The following is a 19,801-nucleotide window of genomic DNA, read 5'->3' as shown; positions in this document are numbered from 1 at the left end:
GGGGCCGGTCACGGCACGCCGGAGAGCACGCCGGATCCCACGAACAAGCGGCCCGGGCGGGGCGCGTCGGGCCGGGCTGCCCCGGTTCCGGGGGCCATCGCCCCGGATCGCCACACCCCCTGGGCCAACTGTGCATGCGGATGAGCACCGATATCCGCGGGTCGCGACCGCGTCGTCCGCATTCGTCCGGGAGGCTTGCACGAGTTCCGGTACCGGGCGTACCGGTCCTGGAACGCACGAGACGGGACATCCGCGATGTCCTGTCGCGAGTTCCGACGCCGGCACTCGCCGGCCGGAATCGGGGAGAGATATGACGACGGACTCGGGAACAGCGGATTCGGGAGTGGCGGACGCGAGGCAGGCGGACACGCGGCACTCGGACGCCCGGCACGTGGACGCGCGGCACTCGGAGACCCGAGCCGTGGACACCCGGAGCATGACCACGGACGGCGGCATGACCCGCGCGGCCCGGGCCGCGGCCCGGAGCACCGCCCGCGCCGCTGCCGCCGTTGCGGACGCGGCCGCGGCCGGCACCCGCGGCACGGGGGCCAGCGACGCCACCGACGGCGGCCTGGCCGCGAGTGATCCGAACGCCGGCGCGCCCACGGGCCCGGGGGTACCCACCGACGCGGACGCAGCAGCCGAGGCGGTCAGCGCCGCCGAGGCGGAGGCCAGGGCAACCGCCGCCGCGGACGCCGAGCAGCGCGCCGCCACCCTGCGCGAGCGGAACGCGGCGCTGAGCGACCGCTGCCACCGGCTCGTCCGGTTCCTGCACGAGGTGGCCGTCTCCCAGTCCGAACAGGTCGTCGACGTCGACGACAACCCGCTGGTGATCTGGCTCGCCGACCTCCCCGCCGGCCTGTCCCTGTTCGAGCACGCGGGCGCCGGTGAGGTGCTCCTCGAGGCACCCGCCGCGGCGCTGCTGCCGCCGGCCCCACCGCTGCCCGAGATCCTGCGCGGACGGGTGCGGCTGCCGGTGCGTGGCGGCGACCTCGCCGCGGGCCTGCCCAACCCGGGAATCGTCCTGCACGGCCCGGTGCCACCCGCCGACATCGACCTGACCGCCACGCCGGTACTCGTCTACGACCCCCCGCCCCGCCCGACTCCGGCACCCGCCAAGCCCGCACCCCCGCCTCTCGCCCTACCACCGCAGCCGCAGCAGCCACCGGCACCGGACGGATCAGCCGGCGCCGGCAGCGACGGCGCGCAGGCGCCGGCCACCGAGCCGGCCGACGGCGGTGCGGGTAACAGCGAACCGCGCGGTGCCGCCGAGACGAGCGGTGCCGCCGAGACGAGCGGGAAGGCCCCCGGCGACGGGCCGCCCACGAACAGCCCGACCCGCAACGGAGCCGGCACCAGCAACGGCGTCGTCGTGCCAGGCACGACAGACGGTGGCAGCCCCAACGGGATCAGATCGAACGGCGCCAGCCCCAAGGGGGCCGGCTTCAACGGCATCAAGTTCACCGGAATCAGCCCGAACGGCATCAGCTCCAACGGGTCTGGTCACAACGGGTCTGGTCACAACGGCGTCGGCCCGAACGGCGTCAGCCCCGACGGGACCGGGCACACCGCCGCCCCGGGCGAGCCCGGCCACGGCGAGCCGCGGACCGGGGCGGGCCCCGGCGAGGCCGGCAGCAACGAAACCGACGGTAAGGGAACCGACAGCCACGGCGCAGCCGGCCACGGGTCGGACGACAACGAGACCCGCGGCCACGAAGACGGCGACCGGCCGACCGCCAGCCAGCCGACCGGCGGCGAGGCCGGCAGCTCCGGGGCTGCCAGCGTCGAGGACGGCATCGAGGACGAGGCCGAGCAGGTACCCGCCGACGTCCAGGCCGCCTTCACGGAGTGGGCGCGGGCCTGGCACGTGTGGAGTGCCCGGGCCCGGGCCGACGCCGACCGGCGTCACCTGCACACCACGCTGTACGGGGTGGCGCAGCGACTGGCCCAGGAGGGCGACACCCTGGAGCTGGTGCTCGCCACCGGCCTGCTCACCTGGTGGCTGCCGCGCCCGGTCCGCCGGCACCTGCTGGTCACCCGGCTGGTGGTCGAGGTCGACCCGATGACGTCCGCCGTCCGGCTGCGGGTGCCGGGAGGCACGTCCACCCGGCTCGAGGACAGCGCGTTCCTCGACGGCGTCCCCGCGTTCCGGCCCGAGCGGACCAACGCGCTGCACGAGCGCCTGCGCTCCCGGGACGCCGCCCCGCTGGGCGCCGACGACGAGCGCCTGCTGCGGGACTGGCTCACCCTCGCCGTCGACGGGACGACCGCCGGCTACCGTCCGGGCTGGCCGCCGCCTGGCCCGGCCGGGCCGAGCGCCGCCGTAACGCTCGCGCCGGCGCTCGTCCTACGCTCGCGCGGGCACGCCGCGCTGCTCAACTACTACGAGCAGATGCTGGACGCGCTGCGCGGCGACGGCCGTCCGCCGCTGGGCCTGGCCCAGCTCGTCGAGACCCTGGACACCTCCGAACGGCTGGCGTGGCTCGCCTCCCGCGACGGCCCCGACCCCGGCCCGGGCGCCGGACCGGGCCCGCGCGCGATCACCGCCGCCCCGGGTGAGCGTGGCGCCGGGCGGCACCGCGAACCGGCGGAGTCCGGACGTCCCGCGGAGGCCGAGGAGTGGCTCTCGCCGCTGCCGATCAGCCCTGAGCAGGCGCGGGTCATGCGGCGGCTGCGCATGGACAACGGCGTCGTCGTGGAGGGCCCGCCGGGCACCGGCAAGACGCACACCATCGCGAACCTGATCAGCGCGCTGCTGGCCGAGGGCCGCCGGGTCCTGGTGACCAGTCAGAAGGGCCAGGCCCTGCGGGTGCTGCAGGAGAAGCTCCCGCCCGAGCTGCGCCGGCTGTGCGTCTCGCTCACCGACAGCGCCGAGAGCGGCGCGGGCGAGCTCGCCACCAGCGTGAGCGCGCTGGCCGCGCAGAAGGCCGTCTACGACGCCGGGTCGCAGGACGAGCGGATCCGGACGGCGCGCTCACGCCGGGATTCCGCTGTCGCGGAACGCGACCGGATCTCGACCGCGGTCGCGGCCCGGCGAGCGGCGGAGTGGCGCCGCCACGGCACCTACGAGGTCGGGCCGGGCTGGTCGGGCACCCGGGCGGAGATCGCCGCCCGGCTGCGGGACGAGGCCGCCGAGCACGGCTGGATCCCGGTGCCCGTGCCGGGGCCGGAGGGCGGCGGCTGGCCGCGTCCACCGATCACCGACGCGGAGGCCGCCGAGCTCTGGCAGCTGCTGACCGCGCCGGACGCCACCCCACCCGGCCGCGCCGCCGCCGACGCGGCGTCCTCCCGGCAGGGCGGGTTCGCCGGGTTCGGCGACACGTCCGCCGCGCCGCCCACCTCGCCGCTCGTGCTCGGCCCGGCGGCGCGCCTGGCCCCACCGGGCCAGCGCACCCCGCTCGGCCAGACCGTGCAACCCGGCCGGACCGAACAGTCCAACCGGGCCACACAGTCCGGTGAGACCGCACGGCCCAGTCGGGCCGGACAGCCCGGTGAGACCGCACGGCCGGGCCAGGCGGTCGACGGCGCCTCGGAGACCGCGGGCGGGCCCGGCGCGCCCCACGGGTCGGCTACCGCGGGTGGCGAATCCACGCCGGCCGAGGAGCCGACGCCGGCGGACGGCTCACGGCCAGCGAACGGCTCAGGACGGGCAGACCGCTCGGGGCAGGCGGAGGGCTTCGGACCGGCCGGCGGATCGACCGGGCTGCTCGGATCCGGCGGCGGGCCTTCGGACCCGCCGACCGTGCCCTCCCCGATCACCTCCGCGCTGGCGCTGTCCGCCCTGCGCGAGCAGCGGGCGTTCGGCCTCCCGCCGGAGCTCGGCGAGCTGCCCACCCGCTCCGAACTGTCCGTCCTCGCGCACATCGAGCGGGTCGCGCTGACAGCCGCGAAGGCCGCTGAGGACGCACTGAGCCGGCAGGCCGTGCTCATGGCGCCCGTGATCGCCGACGCGCTCGCCCGGGCCGGCGACGAGGCGGCGGAACGGATGGCGGCCGGCGCCGACGACGTGCGGCGTGCCCTCGATGCCGTCGGCCGGCGGGCCGTCCGCCAGCAGTGGGTCGCCGACGCCCTCGCCGACGCCTTCGCCGGGCGGGCCGCCGTCCTGTGGACGAAGGTCGCTGCCGCGGCACCCGCGATCGCGGAGGCCAGCCAGGCGGTGGTCGAGCTCGGCCTGCACCGGGTCGAGCTCCCCACCGGCGGCGAGGGTCCGGGCCGCGACCTGACCGGGCTGCTGTCGTCCGCGCTGGCGCTGCGCGAGCACATGGAGGCCGGCGGCTCGCTGCGCCGGCTGTTCCGGTCAAAGGCGCAGAAGGACGCCGGTCTGCTCCTTGACGGCACCACCGTCGACGGCGTCACGCCCCGCTCCCCCGAGCTGCTCGATCTGGCCCTGTGCCGGCTGCGGGCCGAGGTGGCCCTCGAGGCCGCCACCCGGGCGTGGTCGCTGCTGGGCGTCGCCCCCGATCCCGCCGTCGAGCTGGAGGTGCGTCTGGCCCGGCTCACCGAGGCCCAGGACGCCGCACGGGCCATCGACGTCGCCGTCGCCGCACGCGACCGGCTCGCGGCGCTGCTCGACGCGCTCGGCGTGGAGACGATCACGCTCGACTCGCCCACGTCCTGCGCGGACGTCGGCGCCGCCGTGAACGCCCATCGGCTGCGGCAGTCCGCCACGGTCGCCGGCACCCAGCTGCGGGACCTCACCGCCGACCTCGTCGCGGCGGCCGGCCAGCCCGACGCCGTCCCGGAGCTGGCACTGCTCGCGATCGCGGTCGAGGCGCGCGACCCCGCCGAGTACGTGGCGGCCCTGGAGGCGACGGCGGGCGCGCTCAACGGCCGCGCGCGGGCCCGCCGTCGCGCCGAGCTGCTCGGACGTGTCCGGGAGGCACATCCCCTGCTCGCCGACCTGCTCGCGCTGGGCAACCTCACCGTGGGAAACCCGAACCCGGAATGGGGCGGTCACGGCTCCGCGGCGGGCGGCGCAGGCGGCTGGAACAGCCCGAACGGATTCGCCGCGGGCGCCTTCTCGGCAGGCGGTTTCGCGGCGAACGGATTCGGCGGGGGCGGATTCGGTACGGCCGGATTCGGTGCGGGCGGATTCGGCATGACCGGGGTCGGCCTCAACGGCGTCGGGCCGGAGCGGATGGAGTCGTTCGGCCGGGCCTGGTCGCACGCCGTCGCCGCGACCTGGCTGGCCCGCGTCCGCGCCGTCGACCAGACCGACCTCGACGCCGACCTGGACGCCGCCGACGAGCTGGTCGCCTCCGCCACCGCCGAGCTGGCCGGCGCCCTGGCCTGGAAGCACTGCCTGGAGCGGATGGGCACCGAGCAGTCCGCCGCCCTGCGCGCCTACGCCGACGCCATGGCCGCCGGCGGCCGGTTCACCGGACGCCACGCCGAGCGCTACCGGCAGGCGGCCCGGGAGGCCATGCGCATCGCGCAGACCGCCGTCCCGGCCTGGGTGATGCCGATCAGCGAGGTCCTGTCGACCATCCCCGCGGTACGCGACAGCTTCGACGTCGTCATCGTGGACGAGGGCAGTCAGGCCGGCCTGGACAGCCTCTTCCTGCTGTGGCTGGCCCCCCGGGTGATCGTCGTCGGGGACGACCGGCAGTGCACCCCGCCGGACGCGTCCGTCGAGGAGCTCGAACCCGTCTTCACCAGGCTCGACACCCTCCTGCCGGACATCCCGAGCTGGCTTCGGGTGGGCTTCACGCCGCGGTCCAGCCTGTTCTCGCTGCTGCGGACCCGGTTCGGGGACGTCGTCCGGCTGCGCGAGCACTTCCGGTGCATGCCGGAGATCATCGAGTGGTCGTCGGCGATGTTCTACCGGGACGCCCCGCTCGTCCCGCTGCGGCAGTTCGGCGCGGACCGCCTCGCCCCGCTGCGCGCGCAGTTCGTGCCGCACGCCTACACCACCTCGACCCCCGCCGGCCCGCGCAACCCGATCGAGGCCGAGGCGCTGGTCACCCAGGTGCTCAACTGCGCCGAGGACCCGCGCTACCGGGGGCTGAGCTTCGGCATCGTCGTGCTGCAGGGCACCGCGCAGGCGGAGCTGATCCGCTCGGAGCTGTCCGCCCGGATGTCCGCGGCCGAGCAGCTGCGGCGCCACCTGCGGGTGGGCTCGCCTCCGGACTTCCAGGGTGACGAGCGGGACGTGGTCTTCCTGTCGCTCGTGATCGCGCCAGGCACGTCCACCACCTCGCTGACCAGGCTGGAGTACCAGCGCAGGTTCAACGTCGCCGCGTCCCGGGCCCGGGACCAGGTCTGGCTGTTCCACTCGGTCTCCACCGCCGACCTGGACCCGGGCGACCTGCGGCACAGCTACCTCAGCTACGTCCTCGCGCACTCGGTGTCGGCGCCGATGGCGATCATGGCGACCCCGCTCTCGCCGTCCGAGGTGAGCCCGGTGCTGCCGCACCCCAGGTTCGACTCGCTCTTCGAGCAGCGGGTGTTCCTGGCGCTGAGCTCACGCGGATACCACGTCACCCCGCAGGTCGAGATCAACGGCCGGCGGTTCGACCTCGTGGTCTCCGGCGGCCGCGCCCGGCTCGCCGTCGAATGCGACGGCGACGCGACCCGCTCCACCGAGGACGTCGAGCGGGACCTGACCCGCGAACGCGAGCTGCGCCGGGTCGGCTGGCGCATCTGGCGGGTCCGCCGCTCGGAGTTCGAGATCGACCCGGAGGCGGCGCTCGCCCCACTGTGGCCCCGGCTCGCCGCGGCCGGCATCGCCCCCACCATCCCGGTGGCGCTCGCGCCGCCGGTCTCCGATCAACCGGATCCGGCGATGCTGGTGACCCAGCTCCTCGCCGCCCCCGCCTACGCGAGCCCCGTACCGCCGGCGCCGGCGCCGGCGGCGCCCGCGGCCGCGCCGGCGTCCGTACCGCCGTCGGCGTCCGTACCGCCCTCGGCGTCCGTACCGCCGCCGGCGTCCGTACCGCCGCCGGCGTCCGTACCGCCCTCGGCGTCCGTACCGCCGCCGGCGCCGGCCAGCCCGGCCACGTTTACCCCCCAGAGCGACCCCTCAGCGACAGGTTTCCACGGCTACGCACGCTCGACCGCCACACCGGCGGAGCCGTCGGGTCGGGACGCGGGCAGCTCGGGCACCGCCCAGCCGGGCGGGGGCATCGGCGCGGGCACCGGCACCGCTGGCCTGGGCGAGGCAGGCATCGGCGCCACCGGCCCTGGATCAGGGGGCACCGGCAACGCGGACGTCGGCGACGCGGGCCTCAGCGTCCTCGGGCTGGGTGTCGTGGGCCGGGGCACCCACGGCTCCGGACTCGCGGGCCCGGGCATCACGGGCCACGGGGCCACCGACCCGGACCTCGCTCCCGGGGCCGCGGGAGCCTCCTGGGACCCTCGGACCGCCTCGGCCCTGCCCAGCACCGCGCCCCCGGCCCCGGCCGGCTCGACCAGCCCGTCCGGCCCAATCGCGGCACCCGGCCCGTCCGGCTCACCCGGCGCGAACGGGGCACCCCTGCTGAGCGGCACACCCGGCTCGGGCCAGGCCGCCGCTGCGGCGGCCTCGGAACCACAGACCCCCGGATCACGACCGGCCGGAGGCCCGACTCCGAGCACCCAGACCCCGGCCACCCCACCGGCGAACGCGGCCACGCCGAGCTCGGCGACCGCGGGATGGCCCACCTCCGGCGGGTCACCGACCGGCTGGGCATCGGTCGGGACCGCCCCGAACGGGTTCCCGGGCGTCCCGCACATCTACCCGGGTCCGGACTCCTGGCCGGGCGTATCGCTCTCGCCCAACGCACCGTCACTGCCTGGCGATGCCGCCTCCCCCGGCGGGAGGACTCCCTCGAGCTCACCCCAGGCCGGCGGACCGGCGCGCCCCAGCGCACCGGAGCCCCTCGACGATCTGACGCGCATCGACTGGACGGCAACCCCCGGTGGATCAGCACCGCCCAACGCGATGCCATCCCCCACCGGCAGCATGCCGCCCGGTGGGACCACGGCACCCGGCGGGACCCCGACGCCCGGCGACACCACATCGTCCAGCCGCAGCATGCCGCCCAGCGGGACCACGGCGGCTGGCGGGACCGGCGCGGCGGCCGGAGCATTCGGGCCAGTCGCACCGGACGGGGCGGCCGGCCTCCCGAACGTCCCGCAGAACGGCATGRTGGCGGGCTCGTTTCCCCCGGTCGGCGGCGTGCCCTCCGTCCACTCCGACCCCGACGAACGTCGCCAGCGCTGGCGCCCCATCCCCCTCTCCGACCAAGAAGGCCTAGACGACGCCTAACTAACCCCGATAAATGCGTGGCGGGTGAATGAGTCCATACGCTCACTCACCCGCCACGCTTGTATTGAGAGGCCTCTCCGGTCAGGCGGCCGGGCCCCGGGTAATGGAGGCGGCCCCGTCGTCGGTGGGGGTTTCCAGAGGCTGGGGCGGCGGGGCGTCGCGCATGCGGTCCCGCTCCTGGTCGCGGTCCCGCTCAGGGGCACGGTGCGCCTCCGGGGCACGGTCCCGGTCAGAAACGTGGTTCTGCTCCGGGAGGCGGGCCTCGTCACCGCCATGGTCACCACCACCGCCATGGTCACCACCGCCATAATGACCACGGTCGACGTCAAGGTCACCGTCACCACCGCGATCCCGGCCAGCATCATGGTCACCGTCACCGCCGCGGCCGGCATCATGGTCATGGTCATGGTCGCGGTCGGTGTCATGGTCGCGGTCGGTGTCGCCGTCCGTGCCGCCGACGATGCGGGCGAAACCGGCTCGGGGCAGTCGGGCCTTCACCGGTGTGGGCTCGCTGAAGTCCGCGCGCCGTATGCGGCAGTACCCGGATTCCGGGCCGCCCGCCAGCCGGCCGACCCCGAAGTCCGCCGCCGAGGACAGGTAAGCAACCGCGGCCGCCCGGTCCAGCCCGACCTTCGTCTGGAGGAACGTCACCGCCGCGCGGGCCGCCCGGCGCAGGGCCTCCCGCGGATCGGGGTCGAATCCCGACGTTATCCACAGCTCGTCGGTCTCGATGAACGGCTCCCGCAGTGAGCCGAGAGCGGCCCGGGCCGCCGCGTCCCGCAGGGTCACCAGGCGGAGGGTGGCTCGCAGCGGACCTTCCAGCGCGGTCGCGCCGATCATGCCGTCGCCGATGGCGTAGTGGGGGTCACCCACGGCGAAGAGCGCGCCCGGTGCCTGGATCGGCAGGTAGAGATGTGAGCCCGGGCCGAGATCACGGCAGTCCAGCGCGCCGCCGTGCCGGCCCACCGAGTCGGAGGCGACCGGGCCGTCGGGGACGTCCGCGGCAACGGTCATGATGCCCAGCGACGGGTTGAGCGGAAAGCGGATCCGGGTGTCGCGACCGCTCGGCATGGATCCGAAGAGCCGGCCGCGGCGGCGTTCGACCGCGCAGAAGGACGTGTCCGTCCGATATGCCTGCCAGCGCCGGGCGTCGGCGTCGAGGTCGGGTGCCGGGGTCTCGGGAAACTCGCCGGCGAGCAGGCCGGCGCCGTGCCGGGTGGAGATCACGCCGTAGCGGGCGCGCGGGTGCAGTGAGATGACGTCGATCCGCAGCACGTCGCCGGGTTCGGCGCCCCGGACGTACACCGGGCCCGTCACGATGTGCGCGCCGTCGCGGCCGAAGCGGTGCGGTATCCCGGACGCGGCGATCGCCCGCGCGTCCTCGAGCACCTCGGACGGCGCCACGCCGAAACCGCGGAAGAACGTGTCCGGGTCCCGTCCCTGGTCCTCGAGGATCCCTTCCTGGCTGACGGTGTCGATGGTGACGGTCGTGCCGGGGTCGATGCTGAGGACCGGCCGCGTCCGCGCGGTCGGGAGGGCACCCCAGCTGATTGTCTCGGGGGTGGAGGGCAGATAGTGCCGGCCCTCGATCTTTCCTCGTCCGGGTTGCAGGGCCACTCGCGTTCTACCCGTGCCGGCGACCGGCGTAGGCCGGAATCGTCCTGGTCGTCGCTCGGCGCTCCGGATCGGAGGGCGCACCGGCGGACGGGACAGCGGACGACCGGACGGCGACGGCGGCCTCGGTAGGGGCCGGTCGCAGACGGTGGCGGTGGGGGCGCTGCACGCGCGTCAGAGTCGCAGCGCGACATGACGCCGAGATGTCCTGGATGTTGCAGTCGCGGTCCAGCCCTCGCTCAGCTCCAGCTCAGCGCCGCGCGTCACCCGGTGAGGAGCCCACGGAAGGGGTACCAGAGGGGCACGCGCCGGTATCCGGCGGCTGCTGTTCGTCACGCGGGCGGGGCCCGACGGCCCCGATCCGGGTCCGGCGGAAGACGTCAGCCAACGTCCAGACACGCACCGGAGACGAGGACCGGCCGACTACCGTGGCTCCACAATGAGCACACGCGGCCAGCCGGACACCGAAAGCACCGACGACACCACCGACCCCGGCAGCACCGGCAGCACCGGCAGCACCGGCAGCACCGGCAGCGGGCCGACGGTGGCGGAGACCGGTGAGTTCGGGCTGATCCGGGCGATCACCCGACGCCTCCCCGTCGGGGCGGACGTCCTGCTCGGGCCCGGTGACGACGCGGCGGTGGTGGCCGCTCCCGATGGACGGGTGGTCGTCACGACCGACCTGCTCGTCGAGGGTCGGCATTTCCGGCGCGACTGGTCCTCCGCGTACGACACAGGGCGCAAGGCGGCGGCGCAGAACCTCGCCGACGTCGCCGCCATGGGCGCGCGCCCGACCGCCCTGGTGGTGGGTTTCGCCGCGCCCGGCGAGCTGCCCGTCGCCTGGGCCGAGCAGCTCGCCGACGGCCTGCGTGACGAGTGCGCGCTGGTCGGCGCGTCCGTGGCCGGCGGCGACGTCAGCTCGGCCGCCGGGATCGTGCTGGGGATCACCGCGCTCGGCGACCTCGCCGGACGAGCCCCGATCCGCCGGGACGGCGCCCGCCCCGGCGACCGGGTGGTGCTGGCGGGACGGATCGGATGGGCCGAGGCCGGCCTCGCCCTCCTGCGCGCCGCCGAGCTCCCCCCCGAGATCCTGCGGGCGCACGCCGAGGTTGTGGACGCGCACCGGCGGCCCCACCCGCCCTACGCGCTCGGCCCGCTGCTCGCGGCGGCGGGGGCGCACGCGATGTGCGACGTGTCGGACGGTCTCCTCGCCGATCTCGGCCATGTCGCGGCGGCCTCCGCCGTGTGGATCGACATCGACCCCACGGCGCTGCCGGTGCCCGGACCGATCCGGGACGCCGCCGCGGTGCTGGGCGCCGATCCGCTGACCTGGGTTCTCACTGGAGGTGACGACCACGCGCTGGTCGCCTGCCTTGCTCCTACCGCCCTGCTCCCGGCCGGCTGCGTCGTCATCGGACGGGTACTGGCCGCCCCCACCCATGTGGGCCCGGACGGGACCCGGCCTGATGACCGCGGCGCGGGTCACGGGGTGCTCGTCGGCGGGCTCGACTACCGGCGGGGCACCGGATGGGACCACTTCCGCCAGGTCACCTGAGCCCGCGGGCTCGACAACCCCCGGACACGGCGGGGCCCCATCCTCTGGAGAGAGGACGGGGCGCAACGTGTTAGGGCGCCGGCCCGCCAGGTCGCCTCGCGGCGCGATGTCGCACGTAGCGACTCAATTTGGGTCCGGGGGCCATGATACGGACCGGCACTGTTCATAGTAACGGCCCACACCCCGACCCTGTTCCCGTTCGCTGGATACCCGTCAAACAATCCAGCGCCGCCCACCCGACTCCGTCAGACGGCGGACGGGTTCAGACGGCGGACGGCGTCGTGTGGGTGAGGACGATCGTCCCGATGTCGTCCACGACGCCGGTCCAACCACGGCGGAGCAGGCAGGTCGCCTCGGCGAACTCCACGACGGCCGGGCCGGTCACCGTGTCTCCCCGTCCGAGGGCCGCCCGGGGGATCACGTCGATCTCGTGCCACGCGCCGTCCGTCCAGGCCCGGCGCCGGCCGCGGCGCGCCGTGGGGTCGGGGCGCGGGGCGACCGGTCTCGGTCTGGGCCCGGGCACGGTCACCACCAGGCGGACGGCCACCGTCTCGATCTCGCGGCCCGCCGCGATGTGCCCGTAGCGGCGCAGGTGCTCGGCCTCGAAGGCAGCACGGACGGCGTCGACGAGCCCGCCGGCCCCCGCCGCCCAGCCGCTTGCCGCACCGCTGCCGCTTGCCGCACCGCTGCCGCCCGCGGCCTCGCTGCCGCCGCCCCCGGGCTCCGCCACGTCGATGGTCAGCTCGTGGGACTGCCCCACGTAGCGGCAGTCCAGCCGGTGTTGGAGCACGACCGCGCCCGCGGAATCGTGGCCCCCGGCCAGGCCGGCGCCTGCCGCGAGGTCGGCGAACGCGACGAGGTCGGCGAACGCGGCCGCCAGGTCGACCTCGCCCAGACGGCCGATCAGCGGGCGGGCGTGGTCACGCCGGACGTCGCCGATCGCCAGGCCCAGCGCGGAGAGGACGCCGGCCGCGAGCGGGACGAGGACCCTGGTCATCCCGAGCTCCTCGGCGAGCGCGCAGGCATGCGTCCCGCCGGCTCCGCCGAAGGCGACCAGCACGAGCTCGCGCGGGTCGAGGCCGCGTTCCACGGAGACGACGCGCAGGGCACGGGTCATCTCGGCGTCCGCGACCGCCACCACCCCGGCGGCGGTCTCGACCGGTGAGAGCCCGAGGGGAGCGCCCAGCGCGCCCAGCGCGGCCTCGGCCGCCGCCCGCGAGAGGGTGACCTCGCCGCCGAGCCCGGCGCCGTCGGCGAGGTAGCCGAGGCAGAGGTCGGCGTCGGTCACCGTGGGCCGCGTGCCGCCGCGGCCGTAGCAGGCCGGTCCCGGGTCCGCGCCGGCGGAGCGCGGGCCGACGCGCAGCGCGCCGCCGGCGTCGACCCAGGCGATCGACCCGCCGCCGGCGCTGACCGAGTGGACGTCCACGGTGGGCAGCACGATCGGTACCCCGGCGAGCACCGACTCGGAGGTGGTCAGCGCGCGGCCGTCGAGGACCGGCGCCACGTCGGTGGAGGTGCCGCCCATGTCGAAGGTCAGCAGGTCGCGCACGCCGGACAGGCCGGCCACGTACGCGGCGCCGACCACTCCCCCGGCCGGCCCGGAGAGCACGCAGCGGGCGGCGTGGCCGGCCGCCTCGGCCAGCTCGGTGACCCCGCCCGAGGACTGCATGATCATCGGGACGGTGACGTCCCGGGCGGCGCAGCGCCGCTCGAGCGCCCGCAGATAGGACGACAGCCGCGGGGTCAGGTAGGCGTCGGCGACGGCCGTGGTGAACCGTTCGTACTCGCGGAAGACCGGCAGGACCTCGCTGGAGGCCACCACCGTGACCCCGGGCAGCCGGGCGCGCAGGGCGGCCGCGACGGTGCGTTCGTGGTCGGGGTGAGCGAAGGAGAACAGCAGGCACACGGCGACCGCGTCGAGGCCGGGGACGGCCGCGACCTCCTCGACGACCCGGTCCACCTCGGCGGCCTGCAGCGGCTCGAGCACCCCGTGCGGGCCGCACCGTTCCGCCACGGTGAAGCGCAGCTCGCGCGGGACGAGGGCGGGCGGCCGGTCGAGGGTCAGGTCGTAGAGCGACGGCCGGTTCTGCCGGCCGATCTCGATCACGTCCCGGAACCCGCGGGTGGTCACCAGGGCCGTGCGGGCACCGGCCCGCTCCAGCAGCGCGTTCGTGGCGACGGTGGTGCCGTGGGCGAACGTGCCCACGAGTGGTCCGTCCAGCCCCGCGGCGGTGAGGGCGGCGAGCACTCCGTCGGACGGGTCGACGGGCACCGAGGGAACCTTGGCGAACCGCACCGCGCCGTCCGGGTCGACGGCGACCAGGTCGGTGAAGGTGCCGCCGACGTCCACCCCAAGGCGGATCTTGCCGCTTGGACGGACCCGGCCGGCGGATGACTCCTCGTGATCGACCACTCGGCTTTCCACTCCTCTGACGGCTCCCCTGACGTGCTCACTCCCGCGCCCGCCGCCCTCCGGCAGGCAGTCACCCAGAGCGACGGCGCCGGGCCTCCCGATCGGCCGGTGAACGTCGGCCGCGAGCCTGGCACCGGGAGCTCCGGACGGGCGTCACAAGACCTCGCGCTCTGCACCGGACGGCCGACGCGAACCGGGTCCGTGGCCTGACCATTGCTTCTGGTGTCAGGGAAAGCCACCGACGGCCGACGGGCGGCACGGCGAGAACGCCGGCCGACCGATCGACCCGGCCAAATGGTGTCAATTGTGATGTGACGTCCGGCAGGGCACCTCAAGCGGGTCCGTCCACAGCGGGTAACCTGAGCAGACGGTAGCGAAGGGCCTGTGAACAGGCAGAGATGTACACCGTGGATAGAGGCGATTGGCCCCGTGACAGCACCGACGGTACCCGCGTCAGAACCTGACTTCGGCCCCAACGAGTGGTTGGTCTTCGAGATCTACCAGCAGTATCTCGAGGACCCGGAGAGCGTCTCCGCCGAATGGCGTGAGTTCCTCTCCGACTACCGTCCCGCGAACCCGTCCGCCCCGCATGTGGCGGGCACACTGGTCGCCGGCGACGGACAGGCGGCCGCCGCCACCGACCCCGGTTCACCGCGCCCGCCCGTGCCCTCCGCGCCCTCCCCGGCACCGGGGGCGCCCGCAGCCGCGGCGGCTCCGGCGCAGGCCCAGGCCACGGCGCCGGCTGCTGCGCCCGTGGCGAAGCCGGCGGTGGCGAGGCCCGCCGCTGCCGGGGCCCAGACCCCGCTGCGCGGCGCGTCCGCCCGGGTGGTCTCGAACATGGAGACCTCGCTGCACATCCCGACGGCGACCTCCGTGCGCGCCGTGCCGGCGAAGCTGCTGGCCGACAACCGGATCGTCATCAACCGGCATCTCGCCCGGTCCAGCGGCGGCAAGATCTCCTTCACCCATGTCATCGGCTACGCCATGGTCAAGGCGCTGGTCGACCACCCGGCGATGAATGCTTCGTACGCCGAGGTCGGCGGCAAGCCCACCCTGGTGCAGCCCGAGCACGTCAACCTTGGTCTCGCCATCGACCTGGTGACGCCCAAGGGCCGCCAGCTCGTCGTCGCCGCCGTGAAGAAGGCCGAGACGCTCGACTTCAGCCAGTTCTGGCTGGCGTACGAGGATCTCGTCCGCCGTGCACGGACGAACAAGCTGACGATGGACGACTTCGCCGGCGTCACGATCAGCCTGACCAACCCCGGCGGCATCGGGACGGTGCACTCCGTCCCGCGGCTCATGGAGGGCCAGGGCACGATCATCGGCGTCGGGGCCATGGAGTACCCGGCCGAGTTCCAGGGCGCGTCGCAGCAGACCCTGTCGAAGCTCGCCATCTCCAAGATCATGACTCTGACCAGCACGTACGACCACCGGATCATCCAGGGCGCGCAGTCCGGAGAGTACCTGCGGCGCATTCACGAGCTGCTGCTCGGCGCCGACGGGTTCTACGACGAGATCTTCCACTCGCTGCGCGTGCCCTACGTCCCGGTGCGCTGGCTGCCCGACATCTCCGCGCACCACGAGGGCGACCTCGACCACGGCGCGCGGGTGCTCGAGCTCATCCACGCCTACCGGGTGCGCGGGCACCTGATGGCCGACACGAACCCGCTCGAGTTCGCCATCCGCAGCCACCCCGACCTCGACATCATCGGGCACGGGCTGACCCTGTGGGACCTCGACCGGGAGTTTCCCGTCGGCGGGTTCGCCGGCCAGCGCACGATGTCGCTGCGTGACGTGCTCGGCGTGCTGCGCGACTCGTACTGCCGCCGCGTCGGCATCGAGTACATGCACATCCAGGAGCCCGCGGAGCGCACCTGGATCCAGGCCCGGGTCGAGCGCTCGGCCGAGCGGCCCGACCCGGCCGAGCAGCTCTACGTGCTGGAGCGCCTCGGCGCCGCCGAGGCGTTCGAGTCCTTCCTGCAGACGAAGTACGTCGGCCAGCGCCGGTTCTCCCTCGAGGGCGCCGAGTCGACGATCCCGCTGCTCGACGAGGTCCTCAGCCGGGCGGCGGAGGCCGCCATGGACGAGGTCGTCATCGGCATGGCCCACCGCGGGCGGCTCAACGTGCTGGCGAACATCGTCGGCAAGTCCTACCGGCAGATCTTCGACGAGTTCGAGGGCTACGTCGACCCGCAGACCGCCCACGGCTCGGGAGACGTGAAGTACCACCTGGGTGCCGACGGCGTCTACACCGACCAGGACGGCCGCACCGTCCCCGTGTCGGTGGTGGCGAACCCGTCCCACCTCGAAGCCGTCGACGCGGTGCTCGAGGGCGTGGCCCGCGCCAAGCAGGACGTGCTGGACAAGGGCTTCAGCGGCTACACCGTCCTGCCGGTGCTGATCCACGGTGACGCCGCGTTCGCCGGCCAGGGTGTGGTCGCCGAGACGCTGAACCTCTCCCAGCTGCGCGGCTACCGCACCGGTGGCACCGTGCACGTGGTCATCAACAACCAGGTCGGCTTCACCACGTCGCCGACGTCCAGCCGCTCCTCGGTCTACGCCACCGACGTGGCGCGAATGGTGCAGGCGCCGATCTTCCACGTCAACGGGGACGACCCCGAGGCGTGCGTCCGGGTCGCCACGCTGGCCTTCGCCTACCGGCAGGAGTTCAACAAGGACGTCGTCATCGACCTCGTCTGCTACCGGCGCCGCGGCCACAACGAGATGGACGAGCCGTCCTTCACCCAGCCGCTGATGTACGACACCATCGCCTCCAAGCGCTCGGTGCGCAAGGTCTACACCGAGGCGCTGATCGGCCGTGGGGACATCACCCGCGACGAGGCCGAGCATGCGATGAAGAGCTACCGCGCCGAGTTGGAGAAGGCGTTCGCCGAGACCCGGGAGACCACGACCCGGCCCACGCCGCAGCCACGGATCGTGACCACACCGGCGGAAGCAGCCGCGGCCGCCGCGGTCACCACCGCGGTGTCGCCCGAGGCGGTCAAGAAGGTCGTCGACACCCAGGTCAGCCTGCCGGACGGGTTCGTCATGCACCCGCGCCTGCGCCCGCAGATCGAGCGCCGGGCGCAGATGGTCGAGACCGCCTCCATCGACTGGGCCCTGGCCGAGACCATCGCCTTCGGGACGCTGCTCCTCAACGGCGTCTCGGTGCGGCTCACCKGCCAGGACAGCCGGCGCGGCACGTTCGGCCAGCGGCACTCCGTGCTGGTCGACCGCTACACCGCCGAGGAGCACACCCCGCTGCGCACCCTGCGCGAGGAGGGTGACTCGCAGGTGGGCACCTTCTACACCTACGACTCGCTGCTCTCCGAGTTCGCGGCGATGGGCTTCGAGTACGGCTACTCGGTGGCCCGCTCCGACACCCTGGTGCTGTGGGAGGCGCAGTTTGGCGACTTCGCCAACGGCGCGCAGTCGATCATCGACGAGTTCATCTCGGCCGGTGAGGCCAAGTGGGGCCAGCGCTCGTCGCTGACGCTGCTGCTCCCGCACGGGTACGAGGGTCAGGGCCCCGACCACTCCTCCGCCCGCATCGAGCGCTTCCTCTCACTGTGCGCGGACGGCAACATGACCGTCTCGGCGCCGTCCAGCCCGGCCAGCTACTTCCACCTGTTGCGCCGGCAGGCGTTGTCGCCCGTGCGCCGGCCGCTGATCGTCTTCACGCCGAAGTCGATGCTGCGACTCAAGGCGGCGGCGTCCTCCGTCGAGGAGCTCACCGGCGGTTCCTGGCAGCCGATCATCGACGACGCGGCGGTCAGCGACCCGGCCAGCGTGAAGCGCGTGCTCCTGTCCGCCGGCAAGGTCTACTACGACCTGGCCGCCGCGCGGGTGAAGCGCAACGACGCGCAGCGGTTCGCCCTGCTCCGCGTCGAGCAGCTCTACCCGACCCCCGGGCCGGAGCTCACCGCACTGCTGCGCCGCTACCCGAACGTGACCGACCTCGTCTGGGTCCAGGAGGAGCCGGCGAACCAGGGCGCCTACCCGCACATGGCGCTGAACCTGCCCGAGTCGCTGCCGGACGGCCTGCGGTTGCGGCGGGTCTCGCGGCGGGCCGCGGCCGCCCCCGCGGGCGGCTCGTCCTCGGTGCACGAGCGCGAACAGGCCGCGCTGGTCGAAGCGGCCTTCGAGGGCTGATCACCCCGCGGGCACACCCCGTGCCCGCTGGCCGCATGCCGGTCAGGAGACATTCGGCGGTGAGCCGGGCCCGGAGCAAGCGGGCCCGGCTCACCGCCGAACCTCGTTGAGGCCGCCGCAGCGTCGGGACGGATACCTTTCCACCATGTACTTCACCGACCGGGGCATCGAGGAGCTGGCTGCCCGCCGCGGCGAGGAATCGGTGTCGTTCGACTCGCTCGCCGACGCTCTGCGCACCTTCGTCGACCTGCACCCGCAGTTCGAGGACGCCGTCGAGCAGCTCGCGACCTGGCTGGCCCGCCCCGACGACGACCCGGACCTCTAGCGCCACCGGCCGAGAGCAGGCCGGCGCGCCGCGCCGGGATCAGCCCGTCGCTGTCGGGTTCGGGGGAACGGCGCCCTGTCGGCCGATCACCCGAGCGTCCCCGAACACGGTGCTGCTGCGGTAGTAGGCATAGCTGCTGTCGACGGTCTCCTCCTCGCCGAGGAGCGTGGTCGACAGCCTCAACCGCAGGATGCCGGTCACATCCAGGTCGACCTGCTCCGCCTCGCCGAGGCCGAGGGTGTACTCCGTGAGCCGGCGGCCGTCGCCGTGCACCTCGACCAGGTATTTCACCGAGCTCGTGGCGTCGTCGGCGAGACCGACCGTGGTCTGGAAACGCAGGAAGTGCCGGCCCAGGTCGAACTCCACCTGACCGACCTTCAACGGCTCTTCGTGGTAGGAGTACGCGACGGCATTGATGATCAGACTGCGCGGTTGCGCGACACCGCCCACCGTCGCCTGCCCGGTCTCCACCGACCCCCGGACCTGTAGTTGCCTGCTGTGGTCCCGGCGCCGCCAGGGCGTCGGCGGCGGGCCGCGGATCGGCTGCGGCCGGGTTCTCGTCACCGGGCCCCAGTTGCTCCCACGAGTCGTACTTGCGGGTCCCCATCCGCGTGGGCCCGGTGTCGAGGACCGCCGCTGCCGGGCCCGACACCCGGGTACCCGCCGGCGGGACGTCCAGTGCCGGCCAGGGTGGCAGGCCCTCAAGCCCCTCGGCCGCCGCCAGCATGCGCACAGTGTCCTGTGCCGTCCGCGGGCGCTGAGCCGGATCCTTCTCGAGCAGGCCGGCGACGACGTCCCACAGCGGCTCGGGGATACCGGGTGGCCGGCCGGGCACGAGGTCGACGTGCGCGCGCAGCGCGGCGATGGGCGGGCGGTCCGCGAACGGGCTCACCCCGCAGAGCAGCTCGTAGAGGACGACTCCGACGGCGTAGAGGTCGGCGGCGGTGTCGGCCCGGCCCGCCTCGATGGTCTCCGGTGCCATGTAGTGCGGGGTGCCGAGCACCCCCGACAGCTTCGTCAGGCTCGTCGAGCCGTCCAGCAGCCGGGCGATGCCGAAGTCGGTGACCATGGCCCGCCAGGCATCGGTGTCGCCCCGCGCCATCAGGATGTTCTTCGGTTTGAGGTCACGGTGGACGATCCCGAGCTCGTGGGCGGCACCGACGCCGTGGAGGATCTCGCTCGTCGCGGTCACGGCCTCCAGCGGGGCCAGGGTGCGGCGGTGGCGGATCTCCCGGCGCAGGTCGGATCCGTCGACGAGGTCCATGACGATCGCGAGCTGCCCGCGCTCGGCCACAAGGTCGTGCACCCGCACCGTGTGGGGCGAGTCGAGCCGGCGCAGGATGGAGCGCTCACGCAGGAAGCGGGCGACGAGCTCCTCGTCGGTCGCCAGCTCGGCGCGCAGCACCTTGAAGGCGAACACGGTCCCGTCGTCGGAGCGGCCGCGCCACACCTCACCCATGGCGCCGCGGCCGATCAGGGAATCCAACGTGTACG

Annotated in this window: 7 protein-coding genes and 1 pseudogene; 4 read left to right on the top strand and 4 right to left on the bottom strand. The window is 74.4% G+C overall.

What is annotated here, in order from left to right:
• The first annotated feature begins 310 nt into the window (after window positions 1-310).
• On the top strand, window positions 311-8,248 hold the full coding sequence (locus BBK14_RS01420; protein ID WP_071059392.1) for an AAA domain-containing protein: 7,938 nt from the start codon (window positions 311-313) through the stop codon (window positions 8,246-8,248).
• Between the two features lie 81 nt (window positions 8,249-8,329).
• Here BBK14_RS01420 and BBK14_RS01415 read toward each other — a convergent pair whose 3' ends face one another.
• Entirely contained in the window at window positions 8,330-9,865 is a 1,536-nt protein-coding gene (locus BBK14_RS01415; protein ID WP_071059391.1) for an acetamidase/formamidase family protein, read from the bottom strand.
• 436 nt (window positions 9,866-10,301) lie between these two features.
• On the opposite strand from BBK14_RS01415, the gene BBK14_RS01410 reads away from it, so the two are divergent.
• The gene (locus BBK14_RS01410) at window positions 10,302-11,417 is read left to right on the top strand and encodes a thiamine-phosphate kinase (RefSeq protein ID WP_071059390.1); all 1,116 of its coding nucleotides are present in this window, start codon (window positions 10,302-10,304) and stop codon (window positions 11,415-11,417) included.
• A gap of 262 nt (window positions 11,418-11,679) precedes the next feature.
• On the opposite strand, the gene BBK14_RS01405 is transcribed toward BBK14_RS01410, so the two are convergent.
• Window positions 11,680-13,830 carry a hydantoinase/oxoprolinase family protein gene (locus BBK14_RS01405; protein WP_071059389.1) on the bottom strand — a complete coding sequence of 717 codons (2,151 nt, stop codon included), beginning with the start codon at window positions 13,828-13,830 and terminating at the stop codon, window positions 11,680-11,682.
• 429 nt (window positions 13,831-14,259) lie between these two features.
• On the opposite strand from BBK14_RS01405, the gene BBK14_RS01400 reads away from it, so the two are divergent.
• Window positions 14,260-17,982 carry a multifunctional oxoglutarate decarboxylase/oxoglutarate dehydrogenase thiamine pyrophosphate-binding subunit/dihydrolipoyllysine-residue succinyltransferase subunit gene (locus BBK14_RS01400; protein WP_071059388.1) on the top strand — a complete coding sequence of 1,241 codons (3,723 nt, stop codon included), beginning with the start codon at window positions 14,260-14,262 and terminating at the stop codon, window positions 17,980-17,982.
• A gap of 145 nt (window positions 17,983-18,127) precedes the next feature.
• The gene (locus BBK14_RS01395) at window positions 18,128-18,307 is read left to right on the top strand and encodes a DUF6104 family protein (RefSeq protein ID WP_018502297.1); all 180 of its coding nucleotides are present in this window, start codon (window positions 18,128-18,130) and stop codon (window positions 18,305-18,307) included.
• Between the two features lie 39 nt (window positions 18,308-18,346).
• Here the strand turns inward: BBK14_RS01395 and BBK14_RS34325 are convergent, their stop codons facing one another.
• Complete coding sequence (locus BBK14_RS34325; RefSeq protein WP_157904189.1) at window positions 18,347-18,871, bottom strand: NPCBM/NEW2 domain-containing protein; 525 nt, start codon at window positions 18,869-18,871, stop codon at window positions 18,347-18,349.
• Window positions 18,872-19,109: 238 nt separating this feature from the next.
• Window positions 19,110-19,766 (bottom strand): annotated as a pseudogene (locus BBK14_RS34320) (serine/threonine-protein kinase); the annotation flags it as partial.
• Between the last annotated feature and the right edge of the window lie 35 nt (window positions 19,767-19,801).

The organism is Parafrankia soli, from assembly GCF_001854695.1.
Classification (GTDB): Bacteria; Actinomycetota; Actinomycetes; order Frankiales; family Frankiaceae; genus Parafrankia; species Parafrankia soli.
The sequence above is the reverse complement of the archived record's forward strand: the minus strand, read 5'-3'. Positions and strand labels throughout refer to the sequence as shown.

Bases quoted from the DNA above. Each gene is read 5' to 3' on its own strand.
- BBK14_RS01395 (WP_018502297.1), top strand. From the start codon at position 18,128: ATGTACTTCACCGACCGGGGCATCGAGGAGCTGGCTGCCCGCCGCGGC.
- BBK14_RS01410 (WP_071059390.1), top strand. From the start codon at position 10,302: ATGAGCACACGCGGCCAGCCGGACACCGAAAGCACCGACGACACCACC.